Genomic DNA, 15,755 nt, shown 5'->3' with positions numbered 1-15,755 from the left:
TATGCCGCGGGTGTGCGTTCGGTCCGCGCCGTCCTGCGCGGCGGCCTGATTTCTGCGGTTTGGTCCCAAACCGCAGAGTTTCGGGCCTCACACATGCAGTTCATGACCAATCGACGACTCCCATGGCGCGTCGCCAACGGTTGAGCACGCGTTGACGCCCGGTCTCCGAGAACATCGACCCTTCGATCATGCGACGCCAACGGACCAGCCTCGCCCGTCGGTGCTCGCGACCTAGCACCCGGTCGAGCTCATGCATCGTGACGCCGGCATGGTTGACGAGATCGTCGAGGGTGAAGCCGCGCCTGGTGTACGACGCTTGAGCCAGCCGACGATCTCGTCGCAGGTCGGAGCGGTGCTGGAGGGCAGCTCGGTGGCCCGCACCGTCGTACTCGTGGACGTCTCTTCGGCCGCTGAGCAGCAGGTCTGCTCTTCCGAACACGTCACCGGAACCATCTCGTAGGGCCGCCTGTGGCTGGACCGCGATCTCCATCACCTCATGGAACCGGCGCAGGATCGTCTCTCCCGCCGACTCGGCTCTCTTGTCGGAGGCGGCGTACGCCGCGGCCAGCGGTCTGGTGCCGGGTCGGCCACTTGCAAGGAGGGCGGCCATCCGGTCGGGGTCCAGGTCGCCGGCTGCTCGGGCGGAGTCGATCATGACGACAAGGTCCAGATGCCCGAGATCGCGTGCCGCACGTAGGAGGATCTCTTCTGGCTGGTCGACGGGCAGACCCTCCTTGCTCAACCACCGCGTCGTGTCTCCGTTCGGCGGCACGAGCCTCGAGCAGATCAGCCCCACCCGCCGGGGACGCCTCTCCCCGCCGTGAACGGCTGCAAACACCGGGACCTGCTCGGGCAGGTGCGGAAGTCGCCACCGCAGCAGTCTCGCCGCCGTCACGTGCGTGAAGACAGCATCTGGCGGAAGCACCTCCAGCCACGCACGTAAGTCACGGTGGAACTCGTCAGCGTCCGAGAGGGCCGAGCGCTCGACGAGGAACAAGCCATGACTGACCCGGCGGAATCCCCGCCTCCTGACCTCGCCACGGATGGGTTCGTCGTCCTGTCTCATGGCACGACGGTGACGGCAGGGCTCGGTACCGGGGCGTGCGACTAACCCGGGTTGTGGACGGTGCTCGCCTCGGTGCGCTCTGTGGATGCGGTTTGGTCCAAATCTGCGACTGAAACAGCCTTGCTGCTGCGGTTTGGTCCCAAACCGCAACAGCCGGGATCACTGCGATTCGCCCTCGGGGGAGCCGTCACCCTGGGCCTCCGCGTCCGACTGGTCCAGGGACTCCGGGGCCGCGGCGGGGGTCGTCGGCCCGCGATCGCCGAGCAGGGACTCCAGCCGAGCGGGCATGATGCGCAGGAACTTCCGGGGCCGGGTCCGGGTGCGGTCGAGGACCGCGACCTCGAGATCACTCGCCGGAATGACACGCTCGCTGGCGGCACCGCCGTTCTCATCCGGCCCACGCCCGAGCGCCGCGACGGCCACGTGGAGGGCGTCGGAGAGGTTCGCGCTCTCGGTGTAGTGCTCCTGGAGGTACGACGCGACGACCTCGTCGGCGCCGCCCATCACGGCGTACTGGTGCTCGTCGGTGACCTGCCCCTGGTAGGTCAACCGGTAGATCTGGTCGTCCTCGGCCCGGTCGCCGATCTCGGCGACGAAGATCTCGACCTCGTACGGCTTCTCACCGCCGCTGCTGAAGATGGTGCCGAGCGTCTGTGCGTACGCGTTGGCCAGGCCGCGCCCGGTGACGTCGCGGCGGTCGTAGGCGTAGCCGCGCATGTCGGCGAGCCGGACGCCGGCGATGCGGAGGTTCTCGAACTCGTTGTACCGACCGACGGCCGCGAACGCGATCCGGTCGTAGATCTCGCTGACCTTGTGCAGTGCCTGGGACGGGTTCTCGGACGCGAAGAGGACCCCGTCGGCGTACTGGACCGCCACGACGGACCGGCCCCGGGCGATGCCCTTGCGCGCGAAGTCGGCACGGTCCTTCATCAGCTGCTCGGGCGAGACGTAGAACGGCATGCTCATGTGTCTGCTCCGATCAGGTCAGGGTGGCGGCGGGGCCGTCGGGACGGTTCATGCGGCCGGCGATGACGGTGTCTGCGATCTCAGCGACCTCGCCATCGGCCAGCCGACGGCCGCCGTCGACGGTGATCACCTGGACGACCGGGAAGATCCGACGGGTGAGGTCCGGGCCGCCGGTCGCCGAGTCGTCGTCGGCCGCGTCGTACAGAGCCTGGACGAGGGCGGTCACGCACTCGCTCTCGGCCAGGTCGTCGCGATAGAGCTTCTTCAGCGAGCCGCGCGCGAACAGGGAGCCGGAGCCCACCGAGTGGAAGGCCGTCTCCTCGTAGCGTCCGCCGGTGACGTCGTAGCTGAAGATGCGGCCCTGAGTGGCGACCAGGTCGAACCCCGCGAACAGCGGCACGACGGCGAGCCCCTGCATGGCCATCGCGAGGTTGCCCCGGATGAGGGCGGCGAGGCGGTTGGCCTTGCCGTCGAGCGACAGGGTCATCCCCTCGATCTTCTCGTAGTGCTCCAGCTCGGTCTGGAACAGCCGGACCAGCTCCACCGCGAGACCGGCACTGCCGGCGATGCCCACGCAGGAGTACTCGTCGGCCGGGAAGACCTTCTCGATGTCGCGCTGGGCAATGATGTTTCCCATCGTGGCCCGTCGGTCGCCGGCCATCACGACACCGCCCGGGAACGTCGCGGCGACGATCGTCGTCCCGTGCGGGGCGAGGTCGCCCGCATGACCCTGGGGTACGGCGCGGCGCGCCGGCATGAGCTCGGGCGACTGGGTGGCCAGGAAGTCGGCGAAGCTGGAGGTCCCGGGCGTCATGAAGGACGCCGGGAGGCGGGAGTCGTCCACCCCTACTGGCCGCCCTTCTGGATGAACGACTTCACGAAGTCCTCGGCGTTGGTCTCGAGGACGTCGTCGATCTCGTCCAGGATCGCGTCCACGTCGTCGTCCAGGGCTTCCTTGCGCTCTGCGACGTCGGACTCCGGCGCGACGTCGGTGACCTCCTCGGCCTCCCCCGACTTGCGCGGCTGCTTCTGCTCCTGAGCCATGCATTCACCCTAGCCGCTCCACCCCCGCGGTGACGGCGACTACCGACACCTAGGGTGGCGTCACGTGAGCGTCCCCTCCGCACGCGTCGTGCGCGACCTGGCCCCGCAGGGGGTGCTCCGTGCCTCCATCAACCTGGGCAACGCCGTCCTCGCGGCCGGCACCCCCGAGGATCCGTCCGGGGTCACCGTCGATCTCGCGCGCGAGATCGCGGTCCGACTCGGGGTCGAGCCCCGGTTCATCTGCTTCGACGCCGCCCGGAAGTCGTTCGAGGCCCTGCAGACGGGGCTCGCCGACATCGGCTTCCTGGCGATCGAGCCCGAGCGAGAGGCCGAGCTGGCGTTCACCGCGCCGTACGCCGTGATCGAGGCCGTGTACGTCGCGCGTGACGACGGCCCGGTCGAGTCGCCGGCCCACGTCGATCGGCACGGGATCCGGGTCGGCGTGAAGCGCGGGTCGGCGTACGACCTCTTCCTCACCCGCACCCTCGCCTCGGCAGAGGTCGTGCGTCGAGACGAGGGGGTCGAGGTGTTCGCCGACGAGGGCCTCCAGGTCGGGGCCGGGATCCGGCTACCGGTGACGTCATGGGTCACCTCGCATCCCGGCCATCGGGTCCTCGAGCCGGCGTTCATGCAGATCCGTCAGGCGGTCGCGACCACACGGGACCGCGATGCGGCCGGCATCGACTTCCTACGCCGAACGGTCCGGGAGCTCATCGAGACCGGCTTCGTGCGCACGGCTCTGGCTGGTTCGGGGCAGGACCCGGACCTCGTCGCAGCTCCCGGCTGACCCGTGCCACGGTTCGGGCGACGGTTGCGACACACTCGGACGCGTGACCAGAGCCCCGTCGGAACAGCCTGCCGACAGCGCGGAGCGGCGCCCGGACACCAGCCGCTTCCGACACCTGGTCACCCCCGTCGACCTGGTCGACGTCTTCGTGTACGTCGTCGTGCTCAACCTGGCGATCGAGTACGTCCCGTCCGTCATCAGCGAGACCTTCACGATCTCGCTGCTCACCGCGGTCCTGCTCAAGGTCGTCCTCGAGCTCGTGATCGCGGTCAAGGAGCGCATGCTCGGACGCCTCCGCGGGGCGACCACCCGGGCCGGCAAGGTCGTCGGCGGCGTGTCGCTGTGGCTGATCGCGGTCGGCAGCAAGTTCGTGGTGCTCGAGCTGATCGACCTGGTCTTCCGCGGCTCGGTGCACCTCGGCGGCTTCTTCCAGGTCACCGGGCTGGTGATCACCCTGCTCGCGTGCCGGGCGCTGGTCCGGCGCTACCTGGTCCCGGGCAGTGCGTTCATCTGACCGCACTCCGCCCGCCGGTCATCGGGTCAGTGCCCGGAACAGCTCCTCGGCGGTGTCGCAGCGGTCGATCAGGGCGGCGACGTGCGCCTTCGAGCCCCGCAACGGATCGATCGTCGGCACCCGTTGGAGGGACTCGCGACCCGGCAGATCGAAGATCACCGAGTCCCACGAGGCGGCCGCGACGGAGTCGGCGTACTTCTCCAGGCAGCGCCCGCGGAAGTAGGCGCGGGTGTCCTCCGGTGGCTGGTGCATCGCGCGCTCCACGGCCGGGTCGGTGAGCAGCCGTTCGATCCGGCCGAGGTGGACGAGCCGGTGGTACAGCCCCTTGTCCGGCCGCACGTCGCTGTACTGGTAGTCGATCAGCTGCAGCTTGGCGTTGTCCCAGTCGATGCCGTCACGCTCGCGGTAGGAGTTGAGCAGCTTGAGCTTGGCGACCCAGTCGAGCTCGCTCGCGCACAGCATCGGGTCCTGCGCGAGCCGCGTCAGCACCGACTCCCAGCGGTCGAGGACGTCGACGGTCTGCGGGTCGGCGTCGGCGCCGAGCCGGTCGTCGACGTACTTCCGGGCCAGCTCGAGGTACTCCCCCTGCAGCTGCAGGGCGGTCAGCCGGCGCCCGTCGTTCATCGTCACCTGCTCGCGCAGGCTCGGGTCGTGCGACACGGCCCGCAGCGCGGCGACCGGCCCGTCGATGGTGAGGTCGGTGGTGATGAACCGGTCCTCGATCATCGCCAGCACGAGAGCGGTGGTGCCCACCTTGAGGTACGTCGAGACCTCGGCCAGGTTGGCGTCGCCGATGATGACGTGCAGCCGTCGGTACTTCTCGGGGTCGGCGTGCGGTTCGTCGCGGGTGTTGATGATCGGCCGCTTCAGGGTCGTCTCGAGCCCGACCTCGACCTCGAAGTAGTCGGCCCGCTGGCTGAGCTGGAACCCGTGCTCGCGGCCGTCCTGCCCGATGCCGACACGTCCCGACCCGCACACGACCTGCCGGCTCACGAAGAACGGGGTGAGGTGCCGGACGATGTCGCCGAAGGGTGTCGTGCGCGGCATCAGGTAGTTCTCGTGCGCGCCGTACGACGCGCCCTTGTTGTCGGTGTTGTTCTTGTACAGGTTGATCGGGGTCGAGCCCGGCGTCTGGGCGGCCATCCGGGCGGCGTCGAGCATGACCTGCTCGCCGGCCTTGTCCCACAGCACCACGTCGAGCGGGCTCGTCACCTCGGGCGTCGAGTACTCCGGGTGGGCGTGGTCGACGTACAGCCGCGCCCCGTTGGTGAGGATCACGTTGGCCAGACCCAGGTCCTCGTCGGTGAGCTGGCTCGGGTCGGCCAGCTGGCGGCTCAGGTCGAAGCCCCGCGCGTCGCGCAGCGGCGACTCCTCCTCGAAGTCCCAGCGGGCGCGACGCGCCTTGATCGTGGCGCTGGCATAGGCGTTGACCACCTGCGAGCAGGCGACCATCGGGTTGGCATGCGGCTGCCCCTGCACCGAGATGCCGTACTCGACCTCGGTGCCCATCACCCGGCGAACGGTCACGGGCCGAGCCTACGCGCCGCCGGTGATCGTACGACGCGAGCGGTCTGTCCGCGTCGTACCCCCCAGGCTCGTGCCTCTCGGGCCCGGCCCCGACCCGGGTGGGCCGGGGCGAGCCCACTCGGAGCGAGAGCTGTCAGCGAAGAGCGCGCGCCAGTTGGGCCACCTTCGCCACGGGCGCCGTGTAGTGGTGACCCGACTTGTTCGTGACCTTGACCGGGCGCAGCGTGAAGACCGGCGGACGCGCCACCAGGTACGGGCCGGTGCCGTTGAAGGCGCACCCGTACACGATCTTGGCGCGATCGACCTTCACTGCCGGGTTCGTGCTGTCCAGGAAGCCGAAGCTCGAGGTGCCCTCGGTCTGGCTCGCCGCGAACACCGCGTACAGGCGCTGAGCACCGGCGAACGAGCCCGGGTTGCTCAGCAGGCGGGTCAGGGTCTTCTTGTCCGCGACCAGGCAGGTGTAGCTGTCGCTGCCGGTCGTCTGGTCGAGGAGCAGACCGCTCATGCCGATCTCGTAGGTGCCCTTCGGCACCTTGGCGCTGAACAGGTGCGTCGACGTGCCGTTGAAGCTCGACCCCGGCGAGCCGAGGTGGAACTTGGTGGTCCTCGGCTGGGCCGAGGGCTTCGCTGCCGATCCGGTTCCGTGGTGGTGGCCCGCGGCGTACGACGCGAGGTTGACACCGCCGACCAGGACCGTCGCGGCGGCAGCGGTCGCGAGGACAGCGCGGAGTGGTGGACGTCGGAGCATGGAGGAGTCCCTTCAGATGGGGGGTGTCAGACCCCATCAGTCTGTGCGCGGCGACCCCGGCTGCCCATGGTCCACGGGGGTGAGGGACATGACCCGATCAGGCCACGGGCGTGCCGCAGCCCCCCTTGATCGGGTGGGTCGGCCGAACCCGGTCTAGAGGTACTGGCCGGTGTTCGGGACGGTGTCGATCGACCGACCCGGCTCGGTGCCCTGCTTGCCGGTGATCAGGGTGCGGATGAACACGATCCGCTCGCCCTTCTTGCCGGAGATGCGAGCCCAGTCGTCCGGGTTGGTGGTGTTCGGCAGGTCCTCGTTCTCCTTGAACTCGTCCACGCACGCCTGGAGCATGTGCTGCACCCGCAGGCCGCGCTGGTCGTGCTCGAGGAAGTCCTTGATCGCCATCTTCTTGGCGCGGTCGACGATGTTCTGGATCATCGCGCCGGAGTTGAAGTCCTTGAAGTACAGGACCTCCTTGTCGCCGTTGGCGTAGGTGACCTCCAGGAACCGGTTCTCCTCGGTCTCGGTGTACATCCGTTGCACCGTGGCCTGGATCATCCCGTCGACGCACGCGTCGCGGTTGCCGCCGAACTCCGACAGGTCGTCGGCGTGCAGGGGCAGTGCCGGCACGAGGTACTTGCTGAAGATGTCGCGCGCGGACTCGGCGTCCGGGCGCTCGATCTTGATCTTCACGTCGAGCCGCCCGGGCCGCAGGATCGCGGGGTCGATCATGTCCTCGCGGTTGGAGGCACCGATCACGAGCACGTTCTCGAGCGCCTCGACGCCGTCGATCTCGCTGAGCAGCTGCGGGACGATGGTGTTCTCGACGTCGGAGGAGACCCCGGAGCCACGGGTCCGGAACAGGGAGTCCATCTCGTCGAAGAACACGATCACCGGGGTGCCGTGGCTGGCCTTCTCGCGAGCCCGCTGGAAGACGAGCCGGATGTGGCGCTCGGTCTCACCGACGTACTTGTTCAGCAGCTCGGGACCCTTGATGTTGAGGAAGTACGACTTCCCCTCCTGGCCGGTCTTCGCGGCGACCTTCTTGGCGAGAGAGTTCGCCACCGCCTTGGCGATCAGCGTCTTGCCACAGCCCGGAGGGCCGTAGAGCAGCACACCCTTGGGCGGCTTGAGCTTGTGCTCGAGGAACAGCTCGGGGTGCAGGTAGGGCAGCTCCACGGCGTCTCGGATCGCGTCGATCTGGCTGACCAGACCGCCGATGGAGCCGTACTCGATGTCCGGGACCTCTTCGAGGATCAGCTCCTCGACCTCGGACTTCGGCACTCGCTCATAGGCGTACGCCGCACGCCCGTCGAGGAGCAGCGAGTCGCCCGCGCGCAGGGTGTCGGCCTTGAGCGGGTCGGCCAGTCGTACGACGCGCTCCTCGTCGGCGTTGGCGATGACCAGCGCACGCTCGCCGTCCGCGAGCAGCTCCTTGAACATCACCACTTCGCCCACCTGCTCGAAGTCGAGCGCGGCGACGACGTTCAACGCCTCGTTGAGCATGACCTCCTGGCCCTTGACCAGGGAGTCGAGCTCGACGGCGGGGCTGACGTTGACGCGGAGCTTGCGGCCACCGGTGAAGACGTCGACGGAGTCGTCCTCGTTGCGCTGGACGAACGTGCCGAAACCGGCCGGCGGCTGAGCGAGGCGGTCGACCTCCTCCTTCAGCTTCATGATCTGTTCGCGGGCCTCGCGCAGCGTCTGCGCGAGGCGCTCGTTCTGGGACGTGACGGCGGACAACGAACGCTGCGTGTCGGCGAGCCGGAGCTCGAGCCCGCGGGTGTGACCGGGCGAGTCGGACAGGCGGCGCCTCAGGTCGGTGACCTCGGACTCGAGGAACCGCACCTGCTCGGCGAGCTCTTGGGCGCTTCGGTTTTCGGCGTTCGAGGCGTCCTGACCACTGCTCATCTGTCCCACCTCCTGTTTCGACCCTACTCGTAGGCAACGTCCGCGCACGCGAGAATCGGGACGCGTTTCTCACGATTTGATCTCGGGTTGATCCAGGCGGCAACGGTCCCTACTCGGGCGTGGGCTCCTCCTCCGGTACGCCGGGAGGGCGCGGCCCGACGTAGTCCGGGCCGTAGGCGCCCGGAGCCGGCCGGCGCTTCTTCACCGGCGGCCTCTGGCCGACGGCCATCCGCCGAGCCGTGACCAGGAACGCCGTATGGCCGATCATCGAGTGGCCCGGGCGGACCGCGAGGCCCTCGACGTGCCAGTCGCGCACCAGCGACTCCCACGCCTGTGGCTCGGTGAACCCGCCGTGCACCCGCATGCTCTCGACGAAGCGCGAGAGCTGCGTCGTGGTGGCGACGTACGCGCACACGATGCCGCCGGGCCGCAGCGCGCCGGCCGCCGCCTCGAGGCAGTCCCACGGCGCAAGCATGTCGAGGATCACTCGGTCGGCGCGGTCCCCCGAGGCGGGCAGCTCCTCGGCGAGATCGCCGAGGGTGAGGCTCCAGGCGGGATGGTCGCCGCCGAAGAACTGGGTGACGTTGCGCCGCGCCACGTCGGCGAACTCCTCGCGGCGCTCGTACGACGACAGGGTGCCGTGCGGTCCGACCGCGCGCAGCAGCGAGCAGGTGAGTGCCCCGGACCCGACCCCCGCCTCGACCACGTCGGCGCCCGGGAAGATGTCGGCCATCGCGACGATCTGGGCGGCGTCCTTGGGGTAGACGACCGCAGCACCTCGCGGCATCGAGACCACGAACTCACTGAGCAGCGGTCGGAACACGAGGTACTCGGCCCCGGCGGACGAGGTGACCGTGAAACCTTCCTCGCGGCCGATCAGCTCGTCGTGCTCGAGGTGGCCCTTGTTGGAGAAGAACCGCTTCCCGGGCACCAGCTCGAAGTTGTGGCGACGGCCCTTCTGATCGGTCAGGCGCACCCATTCGCCGGCCCGCAGCGGACCCCGGTGCACCCCCGCCCACGCCCCGGTTGGGACATCGGGGGGCACGGACTCACCGGGCTGGTCTGCCATGCCGGGGAGGGTATCGGGCCCGGTCGGGCCTGCGGTTTGGTCCCAAACCGCAGGAGTGGATCGATCCAAGTTGCGGTTTGGGACCAAACCGCAACCTCATCGGCACCCCGGCGTGGGGCGTGGCGCCTGGCGAGCGAGCTCGCTGCGGCGTTCGCTCCGGCCGTCCCAGCCCTTCTGCGCCGAGCCGGGACGTCCTCGCTCACGCGCTGGCGCGGAAGGCGCGATCGACGTCGGCCGTGGAGAGGACGCCGAAGATGGTCCCGTCGGGATCGAGGAGCAGGTACTCACCCGACGGCCGAGCGCTGATCGCCCGGATCAGCTCCTCGCCGCCGATCCCGGACGGCAACCACAGGCCCTCCTCCAACGTACGGGCGACCGACGAGGTCGGGACCCAGGCGCGGCGTTCGACCGGGACCGACAGCAGGGCGGCTTCGTTGACCACGCCCACCGGCACACCGCCCGAGGTCACGGTCACGATGCTGCCCGCCTCGGCCTCCTGCGCACGGCGTACCGCCTCGGCGAGCGGCAGCTCGCCCGGGACGGTGAGAGTACGGCGCGCCAGGTCGCGGGCGACGAGGTGCGGCAGCCGGGACCGTACCCGGGCAGACTCCAGCGCTTGCGTGGCGCCGGTCCACAGGAACATCGAGATCACGCCCGCGAAGACGAAGTCGATCACGGTCGGCTTGACACCCAGGACCTTCGAGGTCATGAAGGGGTAGCCGATGGCGAGGATGGCGACCACGCGTCCGCCCCACGCCGCGACGATCGTGCCGCGGTGCGTGTCACCGCTGACGCCCCAGACCAGGGCCTTGAGGATCCGACCGCCGTCGAGCGGCAGGCCCGGCACGAGGTTGATGATGCCCACGAACAGGTTGGTCCACGCCAGCCCGGACAGAGCAAGTCCGATCAGGCCACCGGGCGCCACCAGGGACGCCAGGAACGACACCAGGGCGACCGCGAGCGACGACAGCGGGCCGACGACGGAGATCCAGAACTCCTGCCGAGGACTGTCCGGCTCGCCGTCGATGGAGGTCATGCCACCGAAGAACTGCAACGTGATGTGCGAGACCGGGAGCCCGTACCGTCGCGCCACCAGCGCGTGTGACGCCTCGTGAGCGAGAACCGAGAGGTAGAGCAGTACGGCTAGCGCGAGGCCGCCGACGTACTTCAGCGGCCCGAGCCCGGGCTCGGCACTCTCGACCGCCGGCGCGGTGATCACCGCGATCAGCCCGGCGATCAGGAACCACGAGCTGCTCACGAGCACGTCGCTACCCGCGATCGACCCCACCTTGAACGTCCCAGGTGGACGCGGGGTGGAGCCGCGGGATGCGCGGCCGTTGCTCATGCGTCGAGGCTATCCGAACGGTTCGCGACGGACGGGCGCTTCGCGCGCGGCGTACCGTGCGTTGTCGGTGGCCTCACCTAGATTCCTTCGCATGAGCGCGACGCACCCTGCGCCGGTCGCCGGCGAGTCGCCGGCCGAGCTGCGGTCGACGCCGGTGGACGGCGTCGACGTGCTCGGCGCGCTGTCGCCGAGTCGGGCGTCGGACTTCATGTCCTGCCCGCTGCTCTACCGCTACCGCACCATCGACCGCCTTCCCGAGGAGCCGTCGGCAGACGCGCTGCGCGGGACCCTGGTCCACAAGGTGCTGGAAGACCTCTTCGACCTTCCGTCGCCCGAGCGCACACCCGACCAGGCGCGCGACCTGCTGGTCCCGACCTGGGATTCCTTGCTGGAAGCAGAGCCGGCCCTGGCGGAGCTGTTCACCGACGAGGGCCCCGACATCGCCGAGTGGCTGGCCTCGTGCCGGTCGGTGCTCGACCGCTACTTCACGCTGGAGGACCCGCGGCGGCTCGAGCCGGCGGAGCGGGAGCTGTACGTCGAGGCGCTGCTCGACTCGCGCCTGCTCCTTCGGGGTTTCGTCGACCGTCTGGACATCGCCCCGGACGGCGCGATCCGCATTGTCGACTATAAGTCTGGCCGGTCCCCCGGAGAGATGTTCGAGGCCAAGGCGCTGTTCCAGATGAAGTTCTACGCGTTGGTCATCTGGCGCACCCGCGGTGTGGTCCCGGCGATGCTCCAGCTGGTCTACCTGGGCAACGGCGAGATGCTGCGCTACGTCCCGGACGAGGCTGACCTCCTCGCCACCGAGCGCAAGGTCGAGGCGATCTGGAAGGCCATCGTGCGCGCCCAGGAGTCCGGCGACTGGCGGCCCCATCGTTCCCGGCTGTGCGACTGGTGCTCCTTCCAGGCGCTGTGTCCCGAGTTCGGCGGGACGCCTCCGCCGCTCCCCGAGCGCACCGGAGACTCCGGCGAGCTCACCGAGGAGGACGTGGACTAGCCGATCCCGTTCCGCTCGGCCCACAGCGCCGCCTGGGTGCGGTCGACGACGCCGATCCGCTGGAACGTCGAGGTCAGGTGAGCCTTCACGGTGCGCTCGGAGATTCCCAGGCGTCGGGCTATCTGCTTGTTCGCCAGCCCTTGGCGCACCAGCTCCAGCACCTCGGTCTCGCGCGGAGTGAGGTCGGCGGCCGCGGTGGACGTCGTACGGCGTGCGCCGAGGAGCTCCCGGGCGGCCCGTGGGTTGATCGGCGACTCGCCCCGCGCCACCGCACGGATGCCGCGCAGCACCTCGTCGGGCTCGGCGTCCTTGAGCAGATATCCCAAGGCCCCGGCATCCAGCGCGCCGATGATCCGCTCGGCGTCGGAGTACGACGTGAGCACCAGGACGTCGGCCAGCTCCTCGCCGACGATCTGCCGCGTGGCCTCGACTCCGTCGACACCGGGCATCTGCAGGTCCATCAGGACAACGTCGGGTCGCGCCTCGCGCACGAGCGCGACCGCCTCGGCGCCCCCGGCCGCCTTGCCGACCACCTCGAGGTCCGGCTCCCCGCCGAGCAGCTGGTCGAGTCCCGCCCTCAGCATTGCGTGGTCGTCCACGATCACCACCCGGATCTTGGCGTCCGTCCCGGTCATCGCCGCTCCACCGCCATCCGTACGGTCGTCCCGACCCCACGCGCCGAGTCCACCCGCACTCGTCCGCCGCCGTCCTCGACCAGGCTGTGCAGGCCGCGCAATCCGTAGGAGCTGTCTCGCCCCGGCGAGGACGGGTCGAACCCGACGCCGTCGTCCCGGACCATCAGCCGCACCTGACGTTCGTCGCCACGGACCTCCACCGTCAGGTTCGAGGCGTGCGCGTGCCGGACGGCGTTCCGGATCGCCTCCTGCGCGACCCGCCACACCAGCGTGACGACATGGTCGGGTGCATCCGCCACGCCCTCGACCGACACCGACGTCGTGGTGCCGGACGACGCGGCGGGCGCGGTCAGGTCCTCCAAAGCCGCGCCCAGCCCGGAAGCGTCGAGCCCCGGCGGGTGGATCTCCACGAGCATCGACCGGAGCTGGCGCAGGGAGCGGCGCAATGCCTGGCTGGTGCCCTGGAGCTCTTCCCGGAGCTCCGGTGACAAGGACGGCTCTCGCGCGGTCCCCGAGACCGCGAACGCCGTACCGGCCAGCTCCTGGACGACTCCGTCATGCAGGTCGCGGGCGATCCGACGGCGCTCGGCCTCCGACGACTCGATCGCGCGACGCATCAACCGCTCGCGCGCCCGGGAAGCTCGCGTGAGCCGGAGAGTGAGAACGCCGAGGAGCGGTACGCCGAGCAGGAGCAGTGCGATCAGCGCACCGAGCGTGATCCGGCGGAACGGCTTGAGCACCTCGACCGACCGCTGCTTGACCGTCTCGACGGAGTAGTAGGCCTCGAACAACAGCGGCTGACCCTCGGGTGACTCGATCCGGGTGTACACCTCGAGCAGGCCGCCCTCCTCGGACTCGAACCTGTTCTCGCGCCGCCGCAGGTCCGAGACGCCACCCTCGGTGTAGCCACTGTGGAGCACGCTCAGCTGCTCGTCGTCCAGCTCGAACCGCTTGCCGATCAGCTGGGTCTCGTCGCTGTAGACGATGGTGCCGTCGGCCCGCCAGATCTTGATCCGGCGTACGTCGCTCACCAACAGGCGGTCGAGCACCTCGCGGTCGAACCGGTCGATCGCGCCGGCATCCCCGGTGACGAGACCCCGGGGCATCGCCGGCTCGGCCACCGAGTTCGCCAGGAGCTCGGTGGTGCCGCGGGCGTCGGCCAGGGCCTCGGACCGTGCGGCGCGCTGCGAGAAGATCCCGGTCGCCCACCACGTGATGCCGAACAGCAGCAGGCTGGCCACCACGAACTGCACCAGCGGACTGGCCCAGGGACGCCGCCGTGCGCTCACTCGGCGCTCCTTCCCCTGGGCGGCAGGTCCGGGGAGCCTGCGTGGTCGGTCCGGTCAGTCGGTCACGGCGCGGTCAGCGCCCGGTCAGCGCAAGGTCAGTACGAGATCGTGCCACGGCAGACCTGCCCGCCGTGGGTGGCTCGGAAGGTGAACTGGTCCTTCCCGGAGAGGTTCGCCATCCGGCGCCGCACCTCGAACGAGCCGCTGCGTCCCGCCGTCCGCTTGGAGCCCTTGGCCGAGCTGCTGCCGTTGTGCTTGAGCTTCCAGTGCCAGACCTGGCCGGACCTGTTGCTGTCGATCTCGCCTTCGATCTCGATCCGTCCGTTGTCGGGCTTGGCCTTGAGCTTCCAGTGTGCGCTGCCCGAGCAGCGTCCTTTCGTGCGGACGTCATCGCCTCCACCGTGCGAGGCCGTGGCGGGCGCGATGAGGCCCACCGGGAGGGTGAGTGCGGCGACGGCGATGGCGGCCAGAGCGGTGCGGGTGACCATGTCAGAACTCCTCGGGAACGCGGTTGAGGACACCAGGATCCGGCCCGACAGGTGGGAGTTTCCATTGGCCGCTGGTACTACGACCCGCGCCCGGGTGTGGTTCAGTCCGACGTCCGGCCGGTGCCCTCGTTGGGGTAGAGCACGCAGGCCACGTCGACGCCGCCGGCTCGCCGCAGGGCGGGCGACGGGGCCGGCTCGAAGTGCACGGTGACCCCCGATCCGCTGTCCTGGATCGATGTGACGCCCGACCACAGCGGCTCGGCGGTGTCCTCGGCCCTCATCCGGTCCAGGATGGCGCGTACCGCCGCACTGCCACCGGCTCCGAACGTCGCGATGGTCGACGGGTCGTCCAAGGCCTCCAGGTCACCGATCACGTTCTGCTCCTCGTCGTACGCCGCGTCCGCCCGCATCCAGTGCTCCTCGAGGAGAGCCCGCAGGTCCCTCGACTCCCACCCGCAGGCGGAGACCGCCTCGGGGCACCGAGGGTGGAACGCGCACCCGAGCGGGGGTTGCGCGGCGTCCGGGATCTCCCCTCGCGGCAGATCCCGCGGCAACGCTTTGTCGGGATCGGGCTCGGGGATGGCCGCCAACAGCGCCTTGGTGTAGGGATGCCGAGGGTTGGCGAAGATCTCGTCGGTCGGCCCGATCTCGACCACCCGGCCGAGGTACATGATCGCGATCCGGTCACAGAAGTACTTGGCCGTGGCCAGGTCGTGGGTGATGTAGACGTAGGTGAGGCCGAGGTCGTTCTTGAGGTCGAGCATCAGCTGGAGGATCTTCGCTCGCACACTCATGTCGAGCATCGACACCGGTTCGTCCGCGACGAGGAGCTCGGGGTCGAGGACGATTGCCCGGGCGAGCACCACGCGCTGCTTCTGCCCACCGGACAGGTCTCGGGGGTACTTGCTCAAGAAGAGCTCCACCGGCGAGAGTCCCACCCGCTCGAGGGCTTCGACGACCCGCGTACGCCGCTCCGCGGACGATCTCACGCCATGCACCCGGAGGGCGTCCGCCACCGCCTCCTCGACCGTCATCGAGGGGTTCAGGGCGGCATTGGGGTCCTGGAACACCATCTGGACCACCTGCCGGATCTCACGGAGCTTGCGACGGTTCAGGTCGGCCAGGTCCTGGTCCTTCAGGCGGATCGAGCCGTGCGTCGCCGGCACCAGGCCGAGGAGGGCACGACCCAGCGTGGACTTGCCGCTGCCGCTCTCGCCGACCAGGCCCACGACCTCACCGGGCCGAAGGTCCAAGGTGACCCCGTCGACCGCCTTGATCAGGCCGGTGTCACGCCCGAACAGCCTGGCGAATGTCCCGCCCCGCAGCTCGAAGTACACAGAGAGGTCGCGCACCTCCACCAGGGACGACATGA

Annotated in this window: 16 protein-coding genes; 3 read left to right on the top strand and 13 right to left on the bottom strand. The window is 69.5% G+C overall.

Translation table 11 applies throughout. The features are described from left to right. Positions 1-100: 100 nt before the first annotated feature. From VGJ24_RS01375 to VGJ24_RS01360, 4 genes are all read right to left on the bottom strand, one after another. A complete protein-coding gene (locus tag VGJ24_RS01375) occupies positions 101-655 on the bottom strand; it encodes a hypothetical protein (RefSeq protein ID WP_331498659.1) in 555 nt (184 codons plus the stop codon). A gap of 570 nt (positions 656-1,225) precedes the next feature. Further along, positions 1,226-2,032, bottom strand: a complete 807-nt coding sequence (gene prcA / locus VGJ24_RS01370) for a proteasome subunit alpha (RefSeq protein WP_331498658.1) — start codon at positions 2,030-2,032, stop codon at positions 1,226-1,228. Between the two features lie 13 nt (positions 2,033-2,045). Continuing rightward, the gene (gene prcB / locus VGJ24_RS01365) at positions 2,046-2,876 is read right to left on the bottom strand and encodes a proteasome subunit beta (protein WP_331498656.1); all 831 of its coding nucleotides are present in this window, start codon (positions 2,874-2,876) and stop codon (positions 2,046-2,048) included. 2 nt (positions 2,877-2,878) lie between these two features. Beyond that, entirely contained in the window at positions 2,879-3,076 is a 198-nt protein-coding gene (locus VGJ24_RS01360) for a ubiquitin-like protein Pup (RefSeq protein WP_331498654.1), read from the bottom strand. A gap of 64 nt (positions 3,077-3,140) precedes the next feature. Here VGJ24_RS01360 and VGJ24_RS01355 point away from each other — a divergent pair, with 64 nt between their 5' ends. Continuing rightward, complete coding sequence (locus VGJ24_RS01355) at positions 3,141-3,863, top strand: transporter substrate-binding domain-containing protein (protein ID WP_331498653.1); 723 nt, start codon at positions 3,141-3,143, stop codon at positions 3,861-3,863. A gap of 43 nt (positions 3,864-3,906) precedes the next feature. Continuing rightward, positions 3,907-4,377: a hypothetical protein gene (locus tag VGJ24_RS01350; protein WP_331498652.1), complete on the top strand. Its 471-nt coding sequence runs from the start codon at positions 3,907-3,909 to the stop codon at positions 4,375-4,377. 18 nt (positions 4,378-4,395) lie between these two features. Here VGJ24_RS01350 and dop read toward each other — a convergent pair whose 3' ends face one another. The 5 genes from dop to VGJ24_RS01325 form a co-directional block, all read right to left on the bottom strand. Then, the gene (gene dop / locus VGJ24_RS01345; RefSeq protein ID WP_349257092.1) at positions 4,396-5,904 is read right to left on the bottom strand and encodes a depupylase/deamidase Dop; all 1,509 of its coding nucleotides are present in this window, start codon (positions 5,902-5,904) and stop codon (positions 4,396-4,398) included. A gap of 133 nt (positions 5,905-6,037) precedes the next feature. After that, entirely contained in the window at positions 6,038-6,652 is a 615-nt protein-coding gene (locus tag VGJ24_RS01340; RefSeq protein ID WP_331498651.1) for a hypothetical protein, read from the bottom strand. 153 nt (positions 6,653-6,805) lie between these two features. Further along, a complete protein-coding gene (arc, locus tag VGJ24_RS01335; protein ID WP_331498649.1) occupies positions 6,806-8,560 on the bottom strand; it encodes a proteasome ATPase in 1,755 nt (584 codons plus the stop codon). A gap of 109 nt (positions 8,561-8,669) precedes the next feature. After that, on the bottom strand, positions 8,670-9,629 hold the full coding sequence (locus VGJ24_RS01330) for a tRNA (adenine-N1)-methyltransferase (RefSeq protein ID WP_331498647.1): 960 nt from the start codon (positions 9,627-9,629) through the stop codon (positions 8,670-8,672). Positions 9,630-9,828: 199 nt separating this feature from the next. Next, positions 9,829-10,974 (bottom strand): site-2 protease family protein, encoded by a 1,146-nt coding sequence (locus VGJ24_RS01325; protein WP_331498646.1) that lies wholly within the window; start codon positions 10,972-10,974, stop codon positions 9,829-9,831. Positions 10,975-11,065: 91 nt separating this feature from the next. Between VGJ24_RS01325 and VGJ24_RS01320 the strand changes: the two genes are divergently transcribed. Then, complete coding sequence (locus VGJ24_RS01320) at positions 11,066-11,971, top strand: PD-(D/E)XK nuclease family protein (RefSeq protein WP_331498644.1); 906 nt, start codon at positions 11,066-11,068, stop codon at positions 11,969-11,971. Here the strand turns inward: VGJ24_RS01320 and VGJ24_RS01315 are convergent. The 4 genes from VGJ24_RS01315 to VGJ24_RS01300 all read right to left on the bottom strand — a co-directional run bounded on the left by VGJ24_RS01315 (position 11,968) and on the right by VGJ24_RS01300 (position 15,753). Next, positions 11,968-12,606, bottom strand: coding sequence for a response regulator transcription factor (locus VGJ24_RS01315; protein ID WP_331498643.1), 639 nt, complete (start codon positions 12,604-12,606; stop codon positions 11,968-11,970). The two genes, VGJ24_RS01320 and VGJ24_RS01315, sit on opposite strands and share 4 nt — an antisense overlap. Then, positions 12,603-13,895, bottom strand: a complete 1,293-nt coding sequence (locus VGJ24_RS01310) for a histidine kinase (RefSeq protein ID WP_331498642.1) — start codon at positions 13,893-13,895, stop codon at positions 12,603-12,605. The genes VGJ24_RS01315 and VGJ24_RS01310 overlap by 4 nt, the downstream gene beginning before the upstream one ends. A gap of 95 nt (positions 13,896-13,990) precedes the next feature. Next, a complete protein-coding gene (locus tag VGJ24_RS01305; RefSeq protein ID WP_331498641.1) occupies positions 13,991-14,383 on the bottom strand; it encodes a hypothetical protein in 393 nt (130 codons plus the stop codon). 101 nt (positions 14,384-14,484) lie between these two features. Then, positions 14,485-15,753, bottom strand: coding sequence for an ABC transporter ATP-binding protein (locus VGJ24_RS01300; RefSeq protein ID WP_331498640.1), 1,269 nt, complete (start codon positions 15,751-15,753; stop codon positions 14,485-14,487). Positions 15,754-15,755: the final 2 nt, after the last annotated feature.

Origin of the sequence: Nocardioides sp. (genome assembly GCF_036493135.1) — a bacterium.
In the GTDB taxonomy this organism is placed as follows: Bacteria; Actinomycetota; Actinomycetes; order Propionibacteriales; family Nocardioidaceae; genus Nocardioides.
Note: the sequence above shows the minus strand (reverse complement) of the source record. Positions and strands in the feature narration are given on the sequence as shown.

Bases quoted from the DNA above. Each gene is read 5' to 3' on its own strand.
- VGJ24_RS01325 (WP_331498646.1), bottom strand. From the start codon at position 10,974: ATGAGCAACGGCCGCGCATCCCGCGGCTCCACCCCGCGTCCACCTGGG.
- VGJ24_RS01315 (WP_331498643.1), bottom strand. From the start codon at position 12,606: ATGACCGGGACGGACGCCAAGATCCGGGTGGTGATCGTGGACGACCAC.
- VGJ24_RS01320 (WP_331498644.1), top strand. From the start codon at position 11,066: ATGAGCGCGACGCACCCTGCGCCGGTCGCCGGCGAGTCGCCGGCCGAG.
- VGJ24_RS01375 (WP_331498659.1), bottom strand. From the start codon at position 655: ATGATCGACTCCGCCCGAGCAGCCGGCGACCTGGACCCCGACCGGATG.
- VGJ24_RS01330 (WP_331498647.1), bottom strand. From the start codon at position 9,629: ATGGCAGACCAGCCCGGTGAGTCCGTGCCCCCCGATGTCCCAACCGGG.
- arc (WP_331498649.1), bottom strand. From the start codon at position 8,560: ATGAGCAGTGGTCAGGACGCCTCGAACGCCGAAAACCGAAGCGCCCAA.
- VGJ24_RS01300 (WP_331498640.1), bottom strand. From the start codon at position 15,753: ATGTCGTCCCTGGTGGAGGTGCGCGACCTCTCTGTGTACTTCGAGCTG.
- prcA (WP_331498658.1), bottom strand. From the start codon at position 2,032: ATGAGCATGCCGTTCTACGTCTCGCCCGAGCAGCTGATGAAGGACCGT.
- VGJ24_RS01305 (WP_331498641.1), bottom strand. From the start codon at position 14,383: ATGGTCACCCGCACCGCTCTGGCCGCCATCGCCGTCGCCGCACTCACC.
- VGJ24_RS01360 (WP_331498654.1), bottom strand. From the start codon at position 3,076: ATGGCTCAGGAGCAGAAGCAGCCGCGCAAGTCGGGGGAGGCCGAGGAG.
- VGJ24_RS01340 (WP_331498651.1), bottom strand. From the start codon at position 6,652: ATGCTCCGACGTCCACCACTCCGCGCTGTCCTCGCGACCGCTGCCGCC.